This window comes from Streptococcus suis, from assembly GCF_019794555.1.
Classification (GTDB): Bacteria; Bacillota; Bacilli; order Lactobacillales; family Streptococcaceae; genus Streptococcus; species Streptococcus suis_AB.
In genome coordinates this window covers 50,071-68,392 of the sequence record NZ_JAIMEP010000003.1, presented here as the reverse complement: position 1 = coordinate 68,392, position 18,322 = coordinate 50,071, and the positions used below count along the sequence as shown (strand labels likewise).

Sequence of the window (18,322 nt, the reverse complement as noted above, 5' to 3'; positions counted from 1 at the left end):
GAGGATATGACAGAAGAATTGATGTTGACAACTGAGCAAGGATTAGCATTTATTGCTATTTTGACCCCAATATTAATCTGGCTACTTCGTAAGCCTGTTGAGATAGAAATAGAGGTCAAGGAGCCTGTGATTGAAGAAAAGCAACCAGAGCGGAATTTGAGATACTTACAAATTCACAGATATTACGGAGGATAGAATGAAATTTTGGGACATGATGAAAAAGTTTTTGAGTGTGGATGAAGAGGATTACATTCCTCAAAGCCAGTATGAACTTGAACGGGAGCTTGCATATGAAAGATACAGGGTCAAGGAATTTAAGAAGTTGGCTGATCTAAAAACACAGGAGTGTGTTGGTAAGGCTAGGCTAATCAAAGAACTAAATAGACGGATTGACCATTTAGAAAAAGTTAACAAGTGCCAGGCAGAATCACTGGCAAATCGTGAGGTCTAGCTATGGTCTGGGTTGTGGCAAAAGTAAATAAAAAGGGTCGTGGTCGTAAGCATTACTATAAAAAATGTTTCGATAGTTGGCAGGTGGCTAGGATTTACCAACAGGACCTGTGGAATAAGGGTATCAATGCTGAGATGTGGGAGGAGAAGGAATGAAAAAGAAGAAAAAAGTGTTTTTTTGGTTAAAACTTGACCAGAACTTCTTCAAAAACCTGGCTATTAAGCATGCACTGAAAAGGGTGCCAGGAGGAAAAGACATTGTATTGATTTACCAAATGCTCATGTTGGAATCTTTATCGACAGAAGGAGTCTTATACTACGAGGGAACTTTGCCAAGCTTGGAAAAAGAACTTGCTGTCAAATTGGATGTTGAGGAAGAAGAAATCCAGATGACAATCGGTTATTTTAAACAAGCAGGATTGATTCAAATAGATGACGAGCATAACGCTGAAATGTTGCAAGTTCCAGCTCTGATGGAGCAAGAAACAGATTGGGCAAGGTATAAGCGTGAGCAAAGAAAAACTTTGAGATTGGACAATGTCCAACAGGTGTCCAACAACTGTCCAACAGAGTTAGAGTTAGAGAAAGAGATAGAGTTAAAAAAAGAGATAGATATAGAGAAAGAGACAGAGTCAGAAGTAGATATTGTTAAACCTGCTACTGAATTAAATATTTACGAATATTATCAACAAAGAATTGGTTCCTTGGACGGCTATCAGTATGAGAAACTAAAAGATTACTTAGATATTGATAGGCTTGAGCCTGAACTTGTCAAGAGAGCTATTGATAGAGCAGCAGATAATGCAAAGAGAAATTTTGGCTATGTCAATGCAATCTTGAAGAACTGGGCTAAGAACGACATCAGGACCATAGTCAAACAGGACGAGGAGCAACGAAACTTTATCGACAGAAAAAGTGGATCTTTCCAAAATGGAAATACATCCCAGCTTAGAAAAACCAACATTCCTGACTGGGCCTTGGAAGAAATTGAGCAGGACAATTCAGAAGAAGCCATGCAACGTATGCAGGCTTTGAAGGCAAAAATGCTTGCTGACGAAAAGGGAGAGCCTGTGCCTGACTGGGCTGAAAAAGTTTTAGCAAGCAAACAAACTCCTGAGGGGCAGGCCAAGTTGAAAGATATATATGCTGAACTGGAGGCTATGGAAAATGGTGAAACTTAAACATGGCTCAAAGCAGGACAGACCATTTATCAGAGAAGTAAAGGTCAGCTGTACTGGAATTGATATTTCTTATGGCAACGAGCGACAGGCTATGCGGTTTGCTAGTCGTGCTGCTGCTATCCATGTTTCGAGAGCTCTTAAAGATTATGGAAATTTTTATTTGATTGAGGAGGACTGATGTATAAGCTGGATTTCATTGTGAATGGTGGCTGGATTTTTCCGATAGGGGTCTATGAAACCAAAGAAGATGTCAAGCAGGCTATCTATCAGCATATTTTTTCCTATTCTGCGATTCAACGTCCATTTTTTAGGACTAGTGGTTCGGAAGAAGTGAAGCGAGTTGATTATGGAGCTTGTGATTGTTATTACTTGATTGAGAGGAAAATGTAAATGTTAAAAATAGGAACAAGGGTTAGACCAAAGGATGGATTAAATATCAAGGATGGAATAGGAATAATTAAGGCTGTCAGACCAATGTCTAGATATTGCTACGAAGTCGCGAGGGACAAAGGACCGAGATACTGGGCTAAGAGTGATGAGTTGGAGGAACAATGCGAAAAGAAGGATTAATAGTGGTAGCACTAGGCTTCGCGTTGATTGTGTCGTTAATTGAAGCACATAGTATGCGAAACAAGATTGATACTTTGGAATCTCGCGAACCTATCATCATCTACACCGTCGACAACGCAGGCACAGAGATGATTGGCAAGGTCACAGATAAGGGTATTATCAACGGACACTACTATGTCGAAGTAGGTCCGTATGGTAAGTTCCTGGTGACCAGGGAGCAGTACGATGAAATTGAAATCGGGCAGGATATGCCTGAGTATTTGAAAGGACGGAAAGAATGAAATTTCTTGACCTTTTCGCTGGCATTGGTGGGTTTCGTCTTGGTATGGAACGTGCAGGTCACGAATGTGTTGGTTTTTGTGAGATAGACCCGTTTGCCAGAAAGAGTTACAAAGCGATACATGATACAGAAGGAGAATTTGAATTTCATGACATCACAGGAGTTACAGATGAGTCTGTTCGAGGAATCGGACGTGTGGATGTTATCTGTGGAGGATTTCCGTGCCAGGCTTTCAGCATTGCTGGTAAGCGAGCAGGATTTGAAGATACTAGAGGGACTTTATTCTTTGAGATTGCTAGGTTCGCATCTATTCTCCGACCTAAGTATCTATTCCTTGAGAACGTCACAGGATTGCTCAATCACGACAACGGAAATACGTTCGAGACTATCATCGGAGCGTTGGATGAATTGGGGTATGATGCGGAATGGCAAGTGTTCAACAGCAAGAATTTTGGAGTCCCCCAAAACAGAGAGCGGGTGTTTATTATCGGACATCTTAGAGGAGCAGGTGGACGAGCGATATTTCCTTTCGGAGGAGGTGACGAGGAAGTTAACTTTGACAAGCCGAGAAGAGTAGGGAATATCAATCCATCTGGCAACGGTATAAATGGCGAGGTATTTTCTTCGGACGGCTTGGCTCCAACCTTGACGACAAACAAGGGTGAAGGGCAGAAAATTGTGGTACAGATAGGCAATCTACTGAACACGAAGAGTTTTGGAGGGAACCCACATCGAGGTCGGGTGTATGATCCGAACGGCATTTCTCCCTGCCTAAATACCATGCGAGGTGGCGGACTGGAGCCCAAAATCATTCAACGTGGGCATGGTTACAATCAAGGTGGCGAGCATGATACAGCACCTACATTGACTAGCAACAGTTGGCAGGAGAATAACTTATTAGCCATCAAAGAGGCAACTACCAAAGATTATTCTGAGGCAACCGTTGGTGATTCAGTCAATTTGTCACATCCCAACTCTGCCACACGACGTGGACGTGTTGGTAAACAAGTGGCTAACACGCTTTTGACAGGCGAGGAGCAGGGTGTTGTGGCACCGAATTTTCGTATCCGTAAGCTAACACCTCGAGAATGCTGGAGGCTACAGGGATTCCCCGATTGGGCGTTTGATAGAGCTCAAGCAGTATATAGTAATAGTCAGCTATATAAGCAGGCTGGCAACTCGGTTACGGTTAATGTGATTGAGGCAATAGCGAGGAGATTGGAGGAAACAGATGAAACAGCAAGATTTTTATGAAGTTGACGGGTGTACTGAGTTTATACCCATAACAGTCAACGAAACATACACTGACGGAGTTGATGTCACAGTACGCAGCACCACACATCCTTTTAGAATAACGGTTAAACAAGTGTATCAGTTTTTGAAACCAAACGAACCACAGAAGGTTGTGGTGCCGAAGTTTGTGGCGGAGTGGATTGAGGGTTGCAAACGCTCTGGTTGGCATTTGGAAAAAGTTCTTTACAGACTGGATGATGATGAGAAAGTCGGTGATTGGGCATATGATGAGAATTACGACTTGATTCCTGAAAAGGTAGATATGATAGCCCGAGCCTGGCTGGACGGCTATGAGGTCGAACAGGAGAAGTTGTACACGGTTGAGATACCAGACCCGAATAGCGTAGGTATTGTCACATTTTTGCATAAAAAAGAAGAGAAGGTTCTTATCGGAAATTATTTCCGTTCCGATGAAATACCCCAAGATGATTGGAAAAAAGACCCAACCACCCAACTCACTGAATCCGAAATCAAAAAGGATTTTGAGTGGGCTTGGCAGTTTGCGAAAGAGGTGGAGTGATGGAGAAATACATTGTGAATGAAGATAACGAACGTCCGGTGTGCGCAAATTGCCAGAGCGAAATCTTTGATGAAGAGTATCTGATGATTCGAGATAATTTCTTACTAGTTAATTATTTTGATGACCCAGATGGATTGGACAACATATTCTGTTCAGAACACTGTGTTTGCGAGGCTTTATTCGTGTCTGGAGTGGAAATTGTGGAGGCGTGATGAAACAATTATTGAGGTCTATTGGATTTATACTGATATTTTATTCGTTTGTCCCGAACGCTATCCACGAGATGACGCTTGCTCAGAAGATAATGTTTGGATTAGGTGCTAGTTGGCTATTTTACGAAGGAGGCAGAAAATGATACCGAAGTTTAGGGCTTGGAATACTTTCCACAATAAGTGGGTCAAGCATTTTTACATAACAGAAAATGGTCTAATCTATAACATGGAGCAACCACACAGGGATTTAATTGGTGCGGTACCGATTGAACAATCTGGTTTGATTGTCATGCAATCCACAGGGCTCTTTGATGTCAACGGCAAGGAGATTTTTGAAGGTGATGTGGTTAGGATGCACTCAGGAGAGTTGCTACCTGTAAGATTGCACCATGGAATGTTTGAGCCTGTTTGTTATTGTGTCAGCAGTGTTTTTGAGAAGGTAGGGAATATTTTTGAAAATCCTGAATTGACAGAGCATCCAGACTTTAGGGAGGCAACCAATGACTAACGAAAAAAGAGCCGTTTGGCTCTAGTCGAAAATGTAATTGTAGAGTTGGACGACTTTTTGAAAAGTCCATGTGTCTAGCTGGGTAATTTTGCTGGCGTTTCGTGCCCTGAAATCAAAGGTGTAGAGTTGCATTGGATTGACCGCTCCATCTACCTTGTCAGAAAGGATAGGGACAGATAAGCCACGGCTTTCCAAAGCTTTTGCTCCGTGAGTGATAGGGCAGACAGCGACAAATCCTGTCATCTGACTGTACTTGTGACTGGAGACGACAAGGGCTGGTCTACGTTTCTGGATTTCCTTTCCAAGCGAGGGGTCAAAGTCAATCCAGATGATGTCTTGTTTCTGAGGTATATACTTATCCTTCATTGTCAAGCAAGACCACCCCTTCGAAGTCGTTGTCCATGATGAACGGCTCCATGTTATCAAATGGATTTTGGATTTTTGGTGCTAACACGATGACATCATCAATACCCTTGTAGACAATGAACTCCTTGCCCTCAGCGACATTCAATTCTTTTGGAATGGTGATGGCAAGCGAGTTGCCAACTTTACGTGTTTTAACTGTGTTCATGATATATCCTCCTGTTTGTATACACTAAGTATATATAAAATAAAAGAGGAAGTCAAATAGAAAGAGGTAACTAATGACTAACGAAAAACTAGGCGTGCTACTGGTCGATGTGCCAGAGCCGAAAATGTGGGAATATTTTTATATTGCTGTTATTGCAAATCACACAGATATAGGTAGTACTAATAGACTAGATGATGTGCTTATTTCACGGCATGGATTTATGCAGAAACCACAATAAAAAAATTACAGGAGAAAAACAATGAAAATCAAACATTTACTAACTTTTGCTATCGCGATTGCATTTGCCTTTACGTTGGAAGCTTGCGATGATATTGAAACAACAAGTGCTTATGAAGATAAGCAATCAACACTCAAACTTGCGGATAAGTTTTCGGATGGGCAGTCAACTCCAAATGACATTGATTATTCTTTAGAGCGGTATAATCTTATCCGACGTGCCTATTGGGTCAATGGTCAACGTGAAAAGGCTATTCAGTTACCGTCCAAAATCCAAAAACCAATGGGATATATCCTGCTGATGAATAGCTCAGCGGTGGTTGGAACCTTTACAGTTGATGGGAAAGTGTCTTCCCTAAACTCATTCCTGACACCAGATTCGGAATATTACGAGCTAGTTCAAGGTGGTTCCCACACAGAAGTCAATGAATGGCTTCCAGACGTTGATGGATCATATGGTGAAAACGACAACGGGATATTCTTTTTCACACCAGATGGGAAGTATATCGAGTGGACGGGAGAGTACATGTATTCTGATATACCATTTGATGTAGAGGCTCCTATTGTAAATGTGATTGGAGGAGAAGAATGAGTGAAGAAAAATTAGGTTGCTTTGCTGCCGTTGCTTTGGTTCTTATGTGCCTTGGACTTTGGGTATTTTCTCCTCAAATTAAAGGTGTACTGAATCAAAAAGACTATGAAGTTCAAAAAGTAAACGAGCGTACATCATACAAAATTCGTAAAAGTGTCGAAGATACCGCACGAAGTATGATTTCATCGTATCAAAATGACAAGTTGGCATATGAACAGTACAAGGATTCCGAGAGCCAGGAACATCAGTCCTGGGCCCAATCTTACAAGCAACGTGCCAATAGCACAGCGACAAAATACAATGAGTATATCCTGAAAAACTCCTATGTTTGGGAAGGGAATATTCCTACTGATATTGAAGTGGAGCTGGAGGTGTTGAATGAGTAGACCGAAACGATACCCATATACTCCCTCGCAGTATGAAGTAGAGGAGGAAAGAATTTTTAGAAGTGAAGAAATGATTGCGAAAGTATATAAGCTAAGAAATAGATTTACCAGAAAAATCAAACATGATTGGATTGAGTGGGAGGATAGAAATATTGACTAAACTTATTGGATTTGGGCGTTGCCTCGGAAAAACTACAATGGCTATTTTAGAAAGTCATGCGACTGGACATTATATTGTCTGTGCTAACCGTAAGATGGCTGATAATACTTTTAGGTTTGCAAAGCAGCTTGGCTATACTATTCCTTTTCCGCTATCTGTCTTAGATACACGATTTAGATTTCCAGATGGTCGAAAATATTCGGATGAACCAGTAATTATTGACAACGTTGAAATAGTTTTACAATCCTTGTTAGGATGTCCAGTCGAAACAATCACTTTCAATAGTCCACATGTGATCACTGAAAAGGATCGATACGATGAAGAAATTGCTAAGCTGAAGAAGGAGTTGGCAGCATGCTACCGTGAAAAGGAAGAGGACCAGGTTATCATCGAAACCCTAAAAGACAAATGCGTGGACCTCATGCTTGAAAATGCTGACTATATCTGGGATGAAATGGCTAGAGAAACAGCTAAGCAACGGGCAAACAAGAGAAGATGGAGGGCGAAGACATGTATTTGAAGTACAAGCAAATGCAGATTGTTAAACATGCTTTACAGCACTACCTCAAAAGGGAAGGTGCTAGCGTGCATGATTTGATGGTTGAACAAAATCTATTAAAAAAGGTCACGCAAGAAATTGATGACTTTAAAGAAAATGTTATGAAAAGAACATTTTGAGGTTACGCATGAACAAAAGAATCAAGAAAAAGAAGGCTAAGCAGGCACGTCAACAAGAACTGGAGCAGTTAGAACAGGAACTGGCCAAACTAAGTCCAGAACAACTTGTAGACATCCAGAATGCAATAAGCCAGGTATTTTATGAGTTTGGTAAAGCTTTAGGGAATGCCCTTGAAGGCTTGGTAGAATTTTTCAAAAATTTGGAGGTGACATTTGAAGAAACTGAACAACAAGGAACTTCAACTACTGGACCAAGAACTATTCAAGTTCCGAGGTATCCAGCGAACTATAGATCTACGCAGACTGGAGCTAACTACCAGAAACCCAGACAGCCAAGGCGGGACTTCAATCGGAATCAGCAAACCTACAGAAACCATCGTGGTCAAGCTCGCAGATGATCCGACGTTGAAGTTCCTGGAAGGCTTCAAGGAGATAGTGGACAAGCTACTCGCTAACCTAATCGACGAAGACAAGGAAATCTTCAATCTACGCTGGCAGTACCCACAACTACGCTGGGAAGAAATTGCAGACCAGAAATTTTTAAGCAATGCAACTATCTATCGCCGCCGTAGAATTATCTTGGAGCAGTATGCAATATTAAAAGGGGAATTGTAAAATGAGAAAAAAGACTACTATTTTTCTCATGAAAATCTTGGTATTATGATAACATGAAGGTGTTGAACAAAAAGCTAGTATTTCCTTTCGATTTATTCTTTCGATTAGGTGGGGAAACCAATCTGAAATGATATGGCAGAAAAGATAATTTTGTTTTAATCAATACCATAAAGCCAGTTTCAAAATGAGACTGGCTTTTACTATTGTTAGAAAGGAGGAGAACTATGAACTATGTTGAACCAATTCGCAACAAGGAAGACATCGATATTATGTGTGACTATCTTAAAGATTGGGACTATCGCAACTACTTGATATTCTTGACAGGGATTAACACAGGCTTACGCATATCCGACATTCTGAATCTAAAGGTGTCTAATGTCCGTGGCTGGTATCTTTTGCTGATAGAAAGAAAAACTAAGAAACGTCGCAAGGTCAAGATGAACGCTTTTCTCAAACGGGAAATGGATAAACATATCAAAGGCAAGCGTGTCGGCGATTACTTATTCCAAAGTCGCAAAGGGAAGAACAAGCCGTTGACAAGACAGGCAGCATACAGCATTATCAAGATAGCTGCTGAAGATTGTGGAGTTGAAAACGTTGGAACACACACCATGCGAAAAACTTTTGGCTATCACTATTATCAGAAGTACAAGGATATTGCCATGCTCATGGAATTGTTCAATCATGCAAGCGCAGCAATTACCAAAAGATACATCGGTATCAACCAAGACCAACAGGACCGAGCTTTGGCAAATTTCCGTTTAGGAACATAAGAATGTGACATATTGCAGTAGTGTCAGATTGAAAAATAAGAAAGCTGGAAAACCTTTTGTTTACAAGCCCTTTGAGAAAAAAGCGAAAGTGACACAATATAGGTTAAAGATGATTGAGAGGGAAATTGGTATAGTTTTATTTTAGGAACTACCAAGCAGAGAACTTGTCAAGTGGTTTTTGAAAAACGAGAAAAAAGGGTACTATTTTTCTCACGATTTTCGTGTTATATTTGTATCATGAATTTTTGTAAACAAGTAGGACAGCTGGATAGGTTGTCCTTTTCTGTTTCGGAAAGGAGATAGTAATGGCAATGGTGTACAGAGTCTTGACAATAAATGGATATGTATTTAAGCGAAAGTGGGCTGATGGCATTTTTGGGTATGTGGTAGGGTCTCCAATAACAAATAGCTGCATGCGCACTGATACATTTTCGTTAGAGCAAGCAAAATTGTTAGCGAAACTATTTAATGGCACGATTATCTTTGCCGGTCTTAACGATGATATTTAAACCAGTCCGAAAAAACTTTTTACAGAAAGGAGCAATAATGAAACCAAAACGGTATCCATATTCTGGCAAACCAAAGAAAAAGGAAGTGGTCAGCTTCTTTGCTGAAAACCAACTCATCGCAACACATGTATTTGAAAGATGTGACAGACCAACACTAGATATAACTAAGCGCTATATAGGGAGCGCATCTCTATGACCTTCAAACCAGTCCGAAAGACATTGAAGTCTAGTCGCTGGGAGAAGTTCCGTAGTCGTACCATGAAACGTGACAAGTATCTCTGTCAAGAATCATTGAGATATGGCAAGACTGTTCCAGCCGAAATGGTACATCACATCTATCCAGTATCAGAATATCCAGAATTGGAATTCGTATCTTGGAATGTGATTAGCTTGACTAACAAGGTACACGGAACTTTTCACGACAGAACCAACGACAAAGTGGTTGGGCAGGGTTTGTGGTGGCAAAGAAAACGAAAAAAATTTTTTGATGAATTTTATAAAAATCTTTCGGTCATTCACAAAGCCCCCCCTCAAAATTAAAATCACGCTATGCCGTTGGGGACCGGGAAGGGGAACTTTTTCCCCCTCTACGACTCTGTGAGAATTTTTGTCACATTTTTACACGAAATTTTTGGAAGGAGGTGAGTTTTTGGCAAGGCCTAAAGGACAAAGCACAATCAAAAACAGAATTGTGAAGTCCATGAAAGAAATGGGGACCTACTCAAAGCATTATGATGACATCATCGAAATCTATTCTGGCTTGCTCTATGACTACCAAAAAGCTCGGGAAGAGTTCTTGGCTAATGGGTCACAGTTCACAGAAGAGCATGAAACAGGTCGAGGGACCATTGTTGAGAGAAAAACACCTTTGGTTCAGTCCATGGAAAATCTTCGCAAGGATATTGTGACCTATTCGGATAGACTTGGCTTAAATCCAAAGGCTGTCGGAATCGAACCACCTAAGCCAAAGGATGCTGGAGGTCTGGAAGGCATGATTGCTAATCTGCTATGATGATCAAAAACAACTCACCCAACTTCGAAATAGCGGTGGATTATGCAACTGATGTAGTCGCTGGCAAGATAATTGCTGGAAAGAGGAGAATAAAGGCTTGCCAGAGGTTTCTCGATGACCTTGCAAGTGACAAGTTTGATTTTAGAAATGAGCAGTTTGACTTTGCAGTAAAATTTATTCAGGGTTTGGTCGTACATCGGAAAGGTGAATCCTTGGATGGTATGCCCTTAACAAATGCCCCTTTCATTTTGCAACCTTGGCAGATATTCTGTATCGTCAATCTCTTTGGTTTTTATCGTAAAAATACAACAATAAGGCGTTTTACTGAAGCGCTTTTTATGTTGCCACGGAAAAACGGTAAAACACCGTTTGCATCTGCCCTGGCTTTGACAGCTGCTATCCTAGATAACCAAAGTGGCTCAAATGTGTATATCCTAGCCAACTCTTTGAAGCAAACTCGTGAGAGTTTTGACTTTCTGACTCACACAGTCAAGTACTGGAAAGATAAGTCCATCAAAATCAAGGATAACAACAATGAGCATGTTATCCGAAAGGAGTTTTCAAAAGGCTCTTTCAATATCAATGCTCTTGCTGCTGAAGAAGATAACCTGGACTCATTCAACGGGAACATCATCATCCTAGACGAAATCCATGGCATGAAGTCATCCAAGAAGTACACGTTGATGAAAAATGCCCAGCGGGCTTATCGGAACAAGTTGCTTATGGCCATCACGACTGCAGGGGATAAGCCAAACGGTTTCTTAGCCCAGCGCTTGAAGTACTGTGACAAGGTTCTTGATGGAACTGTTGAAGACGACAGCTATTTCTTATTCATCTGTGATGCGGATACCGATAAAGATGGGAAAATAGTCGATTTTACTAATCCAATCTACATCCAGCAAGCCAATCCATCACTTGGGGTGACGGTCGAGCTCAAAGAACTTGTCCATGATGCAGAAGTCGCTTTGGCTGATCCACAGACACGGAATGAATTCTTCAACAAGACCCTTAATGTCTTCACAAACTCAATGACGGCATACTTCAATGTTCAGGACTTTATCAATTCTGACTTGAATTATGACTGGACCTTGGAAGACTTGGTTAAGTTGCCTATCAAGTGGTATGGCGGTGCAGACTTGTCCAAACTTCATGACTTAACTGCTGCAGCTCTATACGGAACTTATGAAGATGTGGACATTGTTATCACTCATGCATTCTTTCCAATTACTGCTGCACATCAGAAGGCTAATGATGATGGTATTCCATTGTTTGGTTGGGAGCAAGATGGTTGGTTGACTATGTCCAACACTCCAACAGTTTCCTATGATGACATCGTGAATTGGTTTGTCAGCATGAGGGATATGGGCTTCAAAATCCAACGTGTGGGATTTGATAAGAAGTTCGGTCGTGAGTTCTTCTCAGGGATGAAAAAGGCGAAGTTCAAGATTGTGGATGCTCCGCAGTATTTCTGGAAAAAGTCAGAAGGCTTCAGACGAATTGAAATCAAGTCCCTCAATGGAAAATTTTACTATTGTCATTCTGATGCATATGAGTATTGTGTCGGGAATGTCCGTGGGATTGAAAAGGTCGATGACATGATCCAGTATGAAAAGGTTGAGAAGTCTATGCGTATTGACTTATTCGATGCGTCGGTGTTTGCTGCTTGTCAAATGCTAGAAGATAGCGAGAAATCAGGCAATGCTTCAGCTTGGTTGAACGGAGGAAGAAATTGAAAAAACGAAAGAAAAACAACACAAATCAAATTCGGTCAGAACCATCATCTGCTATGCAGGTCTTTGTGTCAGAGGATTTTTTCAAAAAATCCATGTCACAGGGCTATATTCGGCTTGCTGATTGTCCAGAAGTTCGGACGGCGGTTGATAGGATTGCTGACATGGTTTCATCCATGACCATCCACTTGATGGAGAACACAGAAAAAGGCGACATTCGGCTCAAGAATGAGCTATCCCGCAAGATTGATGTCAATCCTTACAAGTGGATGAGCCGTAAGAAGTGGGTCGCCAACATTGTCAGGTCAATGCTTTTGGAAGGAGATGGGAACAGTGTGGTCTACCCAATCATTAACAAAGATGGCTTGATTGCTGACTTGAAGCCTTTGCCACCATCCAAAGTACGCTTTGATGGTACCAGCTTTGACTATCAAGTTGTCTATGATTACCAAGAAGTGTATGAATCTGATGAGGTGCTGCACTTTGCTATGAATGTCCACCCTGAAAAGCCTTGGCTTGGGCAAGGGTACAGGGTTGTCATGACTGACCTGCTGAAAAATCTCAAGCAGGCTTCGGATACAAAAAATGAATTCATGTCTGGGAAGTATATGCCATCTCTGATTGTCAAGACGGATGCCAATACGGCAGAGCTTGCTTCGGAAGAAGGTCGTGACAAGGTATTTGACATGTACCTTAAAAACTCTACGGCTGGCAAGCCATGGATTATTCCTGCTGAGATGATAGATGTCCAACAAATCAAGCCACTAAGCCTGAATGACATCGCCATCAAGGACAGCGTAGAAGTGGATAAGACAACCATTGCCAATATCTTACAAGTACCAGCCTTTTTTGTCGGTGTCGGGAAATTCGATAAGGCAGAGTTTGACAACTTTGTCACTACTCGCATTCGCTCCATTGCTGAAATTATCCAGCAGGAACTGACAGCCAAGTTGCTACTTTCTCCACATCACTATTTTATTTTGAATTGGAGAAGTCTACTGACTTATGACCTCAAGGCCTTGTCAGAAATTGGCTCAAATCTCTATATTCGTGGATTGATGGAAGGGAACGAAGTTCGTAATTGGATAAACTTGCCACCAAAAGAAGGACTGGACCAGTTGGTCATCCTTGAAAACTTCATCCCTGCTGATAAGATTGGCGACCAGAAAAAACTAGAGAAAGGAGAAACAAGTGAATAGAACTAGCTTACTAACTCGCTCGCTCAAGTCTGAATTGACTATTCGGGAAGAAGTTGAAAAAGGGGAGAAAGTCATTGAAGGCTACTTCGTTGTTTTTAATTCAGAAACACAACTGTTCCCTGGGGCATTTGAAGAAATCGCTAGCTCTGCATTTGATAAGACCTTAGACAATGATGTTCGAGCGCTTATCAATCATGATACGGGGCTAGTGCTTGGCAGAACCAAATCCGAAACCTTGACACTTCGTGTCGATGAAAAAGGTCTCTGGTGTCGTATAGTCATCAATGAAGCTGACAGCGATGCCATGAACCTGTATGCCCGTGTCCAACGTGGTGATGTGGACCAATGTTCATTTGGTTTCAATATCTTGGAAGAAGATACCGAATTCCGAGAGGATGGCACAGTTAAGTGGACTATTAGGGCTGTGGATCTTCACGAGGTGTCAGTCGTGACTTTTCCTGCTTATGATGATACAGGTGTCCAAGCAAGAAAGCAGGATATGGACACCATCAAAGAACGGACCTTGGAAGTCCGAAAAAAACAACTAAAGGAGAAATTAACCCATGCTAAAACAACTCATGCTCCGTCGCAAAATTAAGGTCTTGAAAGAAAGCTTGACTGAGCTGAACGACGGTAATAATTTTGATGAACGCAGCGCTCAGCTTGAAGTAGCCATCGAAGAAGCTCGCTCTGATGAAGAAATCAAGGCGGTTGAAGAAGAAATTGACACTTTGACACAGGAACAAGCTGAATATCAAGACAAAGTCGATGCTATCCAATCCGAAATTGACGAACTTGAAGAAGAATTGGCTGAATTGGAAGGCAAGGAACCTAAAGATGAACCCAAAGAAGAACCTGCTGCTGAACCTGAAAACCGAAACAAACAAAAAGGAGAACTCTCAACTATGACACGAAACAAATATTTTGGTGGATTGACTCGCGCTGCTATGGCTGAATTGGTAGAACGCAGCGAGGTCAAGTCATTCCTTGAAAACACACGCAGCCTTATCCAAGAAAAACGTGCTGTCAATGGTTCAGAATTGACCATTCCAGAAGTGTTCTTGGAGTTGCTTCGCAACAACATGGACCAATATTCAAAATTGGTCACAAAAGTTTGGCTTAAACCGGTCAAGGGTGAAGCTCGTCAGAATATCGCTGGTACAATCCCAGAAGGTATCTGGACGGAGATGATTGGAAAACTCAATGAAGTTGATTTCAAATTCAATCAAGTTGAGGTGGACGGTTACAAGGTTGGTGGCTTTACTGCTGTTCCAAATTCCATCCTGAAAGACTCCGACCTTAACCTTGCTAATGAAATTCTTTTGGGTCTTGCTCAAGCCATTGGTCTTGCTCTCGATAAAGCCATCCTTTACGGAAAAGGTACTAAGATGCCTGTTGGTATTGTGACTCGCTTGGCAGAAATCCAGAAACCTAGTTATTGGGGTCAGAATGAACCAGACTGGACTGATCTACACACTACTCACTTGTCAGTAGTACCCGCCAACATCACTGACCCGATCACATATTATCAGGAATTGGCCACTAAGCTCAATGTCATTGATGCCGAATACTCAGACGGTAATGTCTTCTGGGCTATGTCTCGAAAAACACACCAAGCCTTGAAGATTAAGCTAATGAGCTTCAACTCTGCTGCGGCTATTGCTTCAGGCCTTGACAATACCTTGCCTGTTATTGGCGGCGATGTAGTTGAACTTAATTTCATTCCAGACGGACATATTGTGGGTGGATTTGGGTCACTTTACATTTTGGCAGAACGTGAGGGAGCAACCATGGCTCAATCTGAACATGCTCAATTCATCGAAGACAATACTGTCTTCAAAGGAATTGCACGCTATGATGGCCGTCCAATTTTTGGTGAGGCTTTCGTGGCAGTCAATGCATCAGGCAAAGACGGAGCAGTTGCCCCAGCACCAACAGATGTAACATTCGCTGCAGACAATGCTAACACATAGGCTAGGAGGTAAACCATGAAAGCAGTTGATGTAAGAGTTAAAGCGCTCGTAACTTTTTCCGATAGCCAATCTCCGATTGGCCTTCGGAGAAAAGATGAGGAGTTTGTGACGGCCAAAGACCGAGCAGACTACCTGAACGGTTTGAATGAAGAACCGCTTGTAGCTGTTTTAGAGGAAATCGAAAGACTGCACTCTGAATCAGTAAACGAAAGTGTTTCTGAATCTGTGTCCGAATCAGTAAGCGAAAGCGTTTCTGAGTCAGTGTCCGAATCAGTAAGCGAAAGCGTTTCTGAATCAGTATCCGAGTTAGCAAGTGAGCTGGCATCGGAAGTCGTTACAACTCGCAAACCTCGTAGAAAAACATCAAAAGAAAGCGAGTAAGCCATGGAACATTCAAATGTCTTGCAACTGGTCAAGATGAAAGAAGGTATCAAATCTGACAAACGAGACAAGTATCTAACAGAGCTTATCAAAAGCTCTATTGATGAGTTAGAGCAAGTCAAGGGCATTGCCATTGACCTGAATCTACCTCACCATGTTACCTTCGTTGCCGATTGGACCTACTACCAGTACATCAACAAAGACCAGCCAACCATGCCACGCTATCTACAGCAGAAACTGCACGACTATCAAATCACATATAGGAAGCAGGCAGAGTCATGAGATGGAATGAAGATTGCACCCTAATTTCGCTTTCTGAAGAGCCGACATTGGACGAGTTGCTACAGCCAGCCTACAAAGAAGTAGGTGTTGAGGTGTCATGCAATAAGCGGTCTCTCACACGGTCAGAGTATTATTTTGCATCACAAGCCAACATGAATCCTTCCATGGTACTTGAGGTCCACGATTTTGAGTATGACAATCAGGTGTATGTGGATTTTGAAGGAGTGAGATACGAGGTCATCAAGACATTTGAAAATGGGGATATCATCGAATTGACTTGTGAGGTAGTAAAAAATGGCACTGGATCTAACTAGCGAAATCATGTCTGCACTGGAAGAGTGGTCGGAAGAAGTTGAACAAGAAGTTGATGAAGCTGCTAGCGATGTTGTCGATAAAGCTGTAGCCAAGTTAAGGGTCAGTAGCCCAAAGATGACAGGAAACTACAGAAAGAAGTGGGCCAAGAAACGATTGAAGAATGGAACTTATGTGGCACATGTCAGAGGAACTGACTATCGCCTGACCCATTTACTTGAAAATGGGCATGTCAATCGTGATGGTGGACGAACGAGCCCGCAGGTCCATATCGCACCAGTGGAAGAAGAAGCTATTGCCGAATTTGAAGAACGCATCAGGAGAATTGGCCAATGAAACTATCAGAATTTGCAGCTATCATGAAAGTATTGGGAATACCGTGCCGTTACCGTCAATTCAAAAAGGGAGAGCAACCCAAACCGCCTTACGCAGTCTATTATCAGGACGGAGAGGATAACCTCAATGCCGATAATGAAGCGTATCACACTATCAAATCAGTTACGGTAGAACTGATTACTGATAAGAAAAATGAAGCATTAGAAGATACATTAAAGAGCCTGTTTAATCAAAACAAGCTCTTTTTTGAGTTTTCCGATGAGATGTACATTGAGTCCGAAGGGCTCTACCAAGTCATCTATAATGTCAATCTAATTTAAGAAGGAGAAAAACATGACTAAAAAACCAGAAAACAAAATTGAATACGGTCTGGAGAAAGTCCACATTGCCAAAATCACCTCAGAGGATGCCATGGGCAATTTGACCTATGACACTCCACAAGCTCTACCTGGTGCCGTTGAGTTGACAATCGAGCCACAAGGAGAAACGATTGACTTCCAAGCAGACAACGTGACCTACTATGGCGGCTCAACCAATAAGGGATACACAGGTACATTGACGATTGCCCGCATGACTGATTATTTCCAAACAGAAATCTTAGGAGAGAAGGTAGCTTCAGATGGAACACAATCTGAGTTTGCGGATGCAGAACAGGCAGCCTTTGCAATGATGTTCCAAATCGAAGGGGACAAGAATGCTACTCGTCACTTACTTTACAAGTGCACAGTTAGTCGTCCTAAACAGGGCTCAAAAACCAAGTCAGGTGACCCAAATACCACAGAACTATCTTTTGCATCTGTTCCACGATCGTCTGACAAAGCTGTTAAAACAAAGACAACTTCAAACACTAAAAAAGAAGTTTACGACGGCTGGTTTACAAATGTCTATAAACCTGCAGACGGCGTGACATTTGGAGCGACAGAAGGGGTAGGCAGCTAATGGAACGACTTTATCAAATTGGGGACCAAGAATTTCGATTGGTAACTAATGGCTACACGCCAATTGCTTACAAAAATCAATTTGGCCGTGATTATTTCCAGGACATGATGAATATGTTCCAAGGCGACGCCCTATTGAAAATGGTAGCCTTATCGCAGGAGCAGAAAGAAGTAGATGTCAGTCAACTAGACATGTCCATGTTGAAAGACTTCGATATGACATTCTTCAATCGACTGTTCTGGACTTTTGTGAAATCGGGAGACCATACGGTCAAGCCTTACGACAATTTTTACATGGATTTGGAATACTTCCCTGTCCAAGACGTCGCTCCTGTATTGATGGAAATGTTAGAGGCAAACATGGCCACAAAAAAGCCTTCGATGACAGCGAATCTGCAAGCGATGAGCTTTTCACAGTAGAGTCCTATTTATCCTGCTGTAAAGAAGTCGGTCTGTCAGTTGAGGAACTACAACATATCACTCTTGGCATGGCTCTTGACTACCAAACAGACTATGTCAATCTTCGTGATCCAGATAAACAGGCCGAAGTTAAGACAAGAAGAGCTACGCAGGACGATATTGATAATTTCTAAAGTGCTTTGAGAGAATTTCTACGATGGAGTA

38 protein-coding genes are annotated in these 18,322 nt (G+C 41.8%); 36 read left to right on the top strand and 2 right to left on the bottom strand.

Annotated features, from left to right (window positions below):
* Positions 1–6 precede the first annotated feature (6 nt).
* Genes K6V48_RS02010 through K6V48_RS01950 form a run of 13 tightly spaced genes read left to right on the top strand, consistent with a single transcriptional unit; the run spans position 7 to position 5,014 of the window.
* Positions 7–195 carry a hypothetical protein gene (locus K6V48_RS02010; RefSeq protein ID WP_222367618.1) on the top strand — a complete coding sequence of 63 codons (189 nt, stop codon included), beginning with the start codon at positions 7–9 and terminating at the stop codon, positions 193–195.
* Positions 196–211: 16 nt separating this feature from the next.
* Complete coding sequence (locus tag K6V48_RS02005; RefSeq protein WP_222367617.1) at positions 212–451, top strand: hypothetical protein; 240 nt, start codon at positions 212–214, stop codon at positions 449–451.
* Between the two features lie 2 nt (positions 452–453).
* Positions 454–606 carry a hypothetical protein gene (locus K6V48_RS02000; protein ID WP_222367614.1) on the top strand — a complete coding sequence of 51 codons (153 nt, stop codon included), beginning with the start codon at positions 454–456 and terminating at the stop codon, positions 604–606.
* Complete coding sequence (locus K6V48_RS01995) at positions 603–1,631, top strand: DnaD domain protein (RefSeq protein WP_222367612.1); 1,029 nt, start codon at positions 603–605, stop codon at positions 1,629–1,631. The genes K6V48_RS02000 and K6V48_RS01995 overlap by 4 nt, the downstream gene beginning before the upstream one ends.
* Positions 1,618–1,809: a hypothetical protein gene (locus tag K6V48_RS01990; protein WP_222367599.1), complete on the top strand. Its 192-nt coding sequence runs from the start codon at positions 1,618–1,620 to the stop codon at positions 1,807–1,809. The genes K6V48_RS01995 and K6V48_RS01990 overlap by 14 nt, the downstream gene beginning before the upstream one ends.
* Positions 1,809–2,021, top strand: coding sequence for a hypothetical protein (locus tag K6V48_RS01985; RefSeq protein WP_222367596.1), 213 nt, complete (start codon positions 1,809–1,811; stop codon positions 2,019–2,021). Before K6V48_RS01990 ends, K6V48_RS01985 begins: the two co-directional genes overlap by 1 nt.
* Positions 2,022–2,201, top strand: a complete 180-nt coding sequence (locus K6V48_RS01980) for a hypothetical protein (protein WP_222367593.1) — start codon at positions 2,022–2,024, stop codon at positions 2,199–2,201.
* Positions 2,183–2,482: a DUF1372 family protein gene (locus K6V48_RS01975; RefSeq protein WP_222367590.1), complete on the top strand. Its 300-nt coding sequence runs from the start codon at positions 2,183–2,185 to the stop codon at positions 2,480–2,482. Before K6V48_RS01980 ends, K6V48_RS01975 begins: the two co-directional genes overlap by 19 nt.
* Positions 2,479–3,735 (top strand): DNA cytosine methyltransferase, encoded by a 1,257-nt coding sequence (locus K6V48_RS01970; RefSeq protein ID WP_222367579.1) that lies wholly within the window; start codon positions 2,479–2,481, stop codon positions 3,733–3,735. The genes K6V48_RS01975 and K6V48_RS01970 overlap by 4 nt, the downstream gene beginning before the upstream one ends.
* Positions 3,713–4,294, top strand: coding sequence for a DUF1642 domain-containing protein (locus tag K6V48_RS01965; protein ID WP_222367578.1), 582 nt, complete (start codon positions 3,713–3,715; stop codon positions 4,292–4,294). The genes K6V48_RS01970 and K6V48_RS01965 overlap by 23 nt, the downstream gene beginning before the upstream one ends.
* Positions 4,294–4,506, top strand: a complete 213-nt coding sequence (locus K6V48_RS01960; RefSeq protein WP_222367577.1) for a hypothetical protein — start codon at positions 4,294–4,296, stop codon at positions 4,504–4,506. Before K6V48_RS01965 ends, K6V48_RS01960 begins: the two co-directional genes overlap by 1 nt.
* Positions 4,506–4,649 (top strand): hypothetical protein, encoded by a 144-nt coding sequence (locus tag K6V48_RS01955; RefSeq protein ID WP_222367570.1) that lies wholly within the window; start codon positions 4,506–4,508, stop codon positions 4,647–4,649. Before K6V48_RS01960 ends, K6V48_RS01955 begins: the two co-directional genes overlap by 1 nt.
* Positions 4,646–5,014: a YopX family protein gene (locus K6V48_RS01950; RefSeq protein WP_222367567.1), complete on the top strand. Its 369-nt coding sequence runs from the start codon at positions 4,646–4,648 to the stop codon at positions 5,012–5,014. Before K6V48_RS01955 ends, K6V48_RS01950 begins: the two co-directional genes overlap by 4 nt.
* Positions 5,015–5,035: 21 nt before the next feature.
* Here K6V48_RS01950 and K6V48_RS01945 read toward each other — a convergent pair whose 3' ends face one another.
* Together K6V48_RS01945 and mazE are read right to left on the bottom strand one after the other, a co-directional pair.
* The gene (locus K6V48_RS01945) at positions 5,036–5,380 is read right to left on the bottom strand and encodes a type II toxin-antitoxin system PemK/MazF family toxin (RefSeq protein ID WP_222367733.1); all 345 of its coding nucleotides are present in this window, start codon (positions 5,378–5,380) and stop codon (positions 5,036–5,038) included.
* Complete coding sequence (gene mazE, locus K6V48_RS01940) at positions 5,370–5,585, bottom strand: type II toxin-antitoxin system PemI/MazE family antitoxin (RefSeq protein ID WP_222367564.1); 216 nt, start codon at positions 5,583–5,585, stop codon at positions 5,370–5,372. Before mazE ends, K6V48_RS01945 begins: the two co-directional genes overlap by 11 nt.
* 73 nt (positions 5,586–5,658) lie before the next feature.
* On the opposite strand from mazE, the gene K6V48_RS01935 reads away from it, so the two are divergent.
* The 23 genes from K6V48_RS01935 to K6V48_RS01830 all read left to right on the top strand — a co-directional run bounded on the left by K6V48_RS01935 (position 5,659) and on the right by K6V48_RS01830 (position 18,118).
* A complete protein-coding gene (locus K6V48_RS01935; protein ID WP_222367560.1) occupies positions 5,659–5,823 on the top strand; it encodes a hypothetical protein in 165 nt (54 codons plus the stop codon).
* Positions 5,824–5,844: 21 nt separating this feature from the next.
* Complete coding sequence (locus tag K6V48_RS01930) at positions 5,845–6,414, top strand: hypothetical protein (protein WP_222367558.1); 570 nt, start codon at positions 5,845–5,847, stop codon at positions 6,412–6,414.
* Positions 6,411–6,800 carry a hypothetical protein gene (locus K6V48_RS01925; protein WP_222367556.1) on the top strand — a complete coding sequence of 130 codons (390 nt, stop codon included), beginning with the start codon at positions 6,411–6,413 and terminating at the stop codon, positions 6,798–6,800. Before K6V48_RS01930 ends, K6V48_RS01925 begins: the two co-directional genes overlap by 4 nt.
* Positions 6,793–6,960, top strand: coding sequence for a hypothetical protein (locus K6V48_RS01920; protein WP_222367554.1), 168 nt, complete (start codon positions 6,793–6,795; stop codon positions 6,958–6,960). Before K6V48_RS01925 ends, K6V48_RS01920 begins: the two co-directional genes overlap by 8 nt.
* Positions 6,953–7,480, top strand: a complete 528-nt coding sequence (locus K6V48_RS01915; RefSeq protein WP_222367551.1) for a hypothetical protein — start codon at positions 6,953–6,955, stop codon at positions 7,478–7,480. The genes K6V48_RS01920 and K6V48_RS01915 overlap by 8 nt, the downstream gene beginning before the upstream one ends.
* Positions 7,471–7,638 (top strand): hypothetical protein, encoded by a 168-nt coding sequence (locus K6V48_RS01910; RefSeq protein WP_222367547.1) that lies wholly within the window; start codon positions 7,471–7,473, stop codon positions 7,636–7,638. Before K6V48_RS01915 ends, K6V48_RS01910 begins: the two co-directional genes overlap by 10 nt.
* An 8-nt stretch (positions 7,639–7,646) precedes the next feature.
* Positions 7,647–8,036, top strand: a complete 390-nt coding sequence (locus K6V48_RS11995; RefSeq protein WP_277942167.1) for a hypothetical protein — start codon at positions 7,647–7,649, stop codon at positions 8,034–8,036.
* Positions 7,927–8,253, top strand: a complete 327-nt coding sequence (locus K6V48_RS01905; RefSeq protein WP_277942166.1) for a transcriptional regulator — start codon at positions 7,927–7,929, stop codon at positions 8,251–8,253. Before K6V48_RS11995 ends, K6V48_RS01905 begins: the two co-directional genes overlap by 110 nt.
* A 224-nt stretch (positions 8,254–8,477) precedes the next feature.
* The gene (locus tag K6V48_RS01900) at positions 8,478–9,026 is read left to right on the top strand and encodes a site-specific integrase (RefSeq protein ID WP_054365603.1); all 549 of its coding nucleotides are present in this window, start codon (positions 8,478–8,480) and stop codon (positions 9,024–9,026) included.
* A gap of 305 nt (positions 9,027–9,331) precedes the next feature.
* Entirely contained in the window at positions 9,332–9,535 is a 204-nt protein-coding gene (locus tag K6V48_RS01895; protein ID WP_222367542.1) for a hypothetical protein, read from the top strand.
* 192 nt (positions 9,536–9,727) lie between these two features.
* On the top strand, positions 9,728–10,075 hold the full coding sequence (locus K6V48_RS01890) for an HNH endonuclease (RefSeq protein ID WP_222367540.1): 348 nt from the start codon (positions 9,728–9,730) through the stop codon (positions 10,073–10,075).
* A 109-nt stretch (positions 10,076–10,184) separates the two neighbouring features.
* Complete coding sequence (locus K6V48_RS01885) at positions 10,185–10,547, top strand: P27 family phage terminase small subunit (protein WP_222367538.1); 363 nt, start codon at positions 10,185–10,187, stop codon at positions 10,545–10,547.
* Positions 10,544–12,280: a terminase large subunit gene (locus tag K6V48_RS01880; protein ID WP_222367536.1), complete on the top strand. Its 1,737-nt coding sequence runs from the start codon at positions 10,544–10,546 to the stop codon at positions 12,278–12,280. The genes K6V48_RS01885 and K6V48_RS01880 overlap by 4 nt, the downstream gene beginning before the upstream one ends.
* Positions 12,277–13,476, top strand: coding sequence for a phage portal protein (locus K6V48_RS01875; protein WP_222367533.1), 1,200 nt, complete (start codon positions 12,277–12,279; stop codon positions 13,474–13,476). The genes K6V48_RS01880 and K6V48_RS01875 overlap by 4 nt, the downstream gene beginning before the upstream one ends.
* A complete protein-coding gene (locus K6V48_RS01870; protein ID WP_222367531.1) occupies positions 13,469–14,074 on the top strand; it encodes an HK97 family phage prohead protease in 606 nt (201 codons plus the stop codon). The genes K6V48_RS01875 and K6V48_RS01870 overlap by 8 nt, the downstream gene beginning before the upstream one ends.
* A complete protein-coding gene (locus K6V48_RS01865; RefSeq protein WP_222367520.1) occupies positions 14,040–15,449 on the top strand; it encodes a phage major capsid protein in 1,410 nt (469 codons plus the stop codon). Before K6V48_RS01870 ends, K6V48_RS01865 begins: the two co-directional genes overlap by 35 nt.
* Positions 15,450–15,464: 15 nt before the next feature.
* Positions 15,465–15,830, top strand: coding sequence for a hypothetical protein (locus tag K6V48_RS01860; protein WP_222367519.1), 366 nt, complete (start codon positions 15,465–15,467; stop codon positions 15,828–15,830).
* Positions 15,831–15,833: 3 nt separating this feature from the next.
* On the top strand, positions 15,834–16,112 hold the full coding sequence (locus K6V48_RS01855; RefSeq protein WP_023370505.1) for a hypothetical protein: 279 nt from the start codon (positions 15,834–15,836) through the stop codon (positions 16,110–16,112).
* Positions 16,109–16,426 (top strand): phage head-tail adapter protein, encoded by a 318-nt coding sequence (locus tag K6V48_RS01850; protein WP_222367517.1) that lies wholly within the window; start codon positions 16,109–16,111, stop codon positions 16,424–16,426. The genes K6V48_RS01855 and K6V48_RS01850 overlap by 4 nt, the downstream gene beginning before the upstream one ends.
* On the top strand, positions 16,407–16,760 hold the full coding sequence (locus tag K6V48_RS01845) for an HK97 gp10 family phage protein (RefSeq protein ID WP_222367515.1): 354 nt from the start codon (positions 16,407–16,409) through the stop codon (positions 16,758–16,760). Before K6V48_RS01850 ends, K6V48_RS01845 begins: the two co-directional genes overlap by 20 nt.
* Positions 16,757–17,080: a hypothetical protein gene (locus K6V48_RS01840; protein ID WP_222367513.1), complete on the top strand. Its 324-nt coding sequence runs from the start codon at positions 16,757–16,759 to the stop codon at positions 17,078–17,080. The genes K6V48_RS01845 and K6V48_RS01840 overlap by 4 nt, the downstream gene beginning before the upstream one ends.
* 13 nt (positions 17,081–17,093) lie before the next feature.
* On the top strand, positions 17,094–17,699 hold the full coding sequence (locus K6V48_RS01835) for a major tail protein (RefSeq protein ID WP_222367511.1): 606 nt from the start codon (positions 17,094–17,096) through the stop codon (positions 17,697–17,699).
* Positions 17,699–18,118: a hypothetical protein gene (locus K6V48_RS01830; protein WP_222367509.1), complete on the top strand. Its 420-nt coding sequence runs from the start codon at positions 17,699–17,701 to the stop codon at positions 18,116–18,118. The genes K6V48_RS01835 and K6V48_RS01830 overlap by 1 nt, the downstream gene beginning before the upstream one ends.
* Positions 18,119–18,322 lie beyond the last annotated feature (204 nt).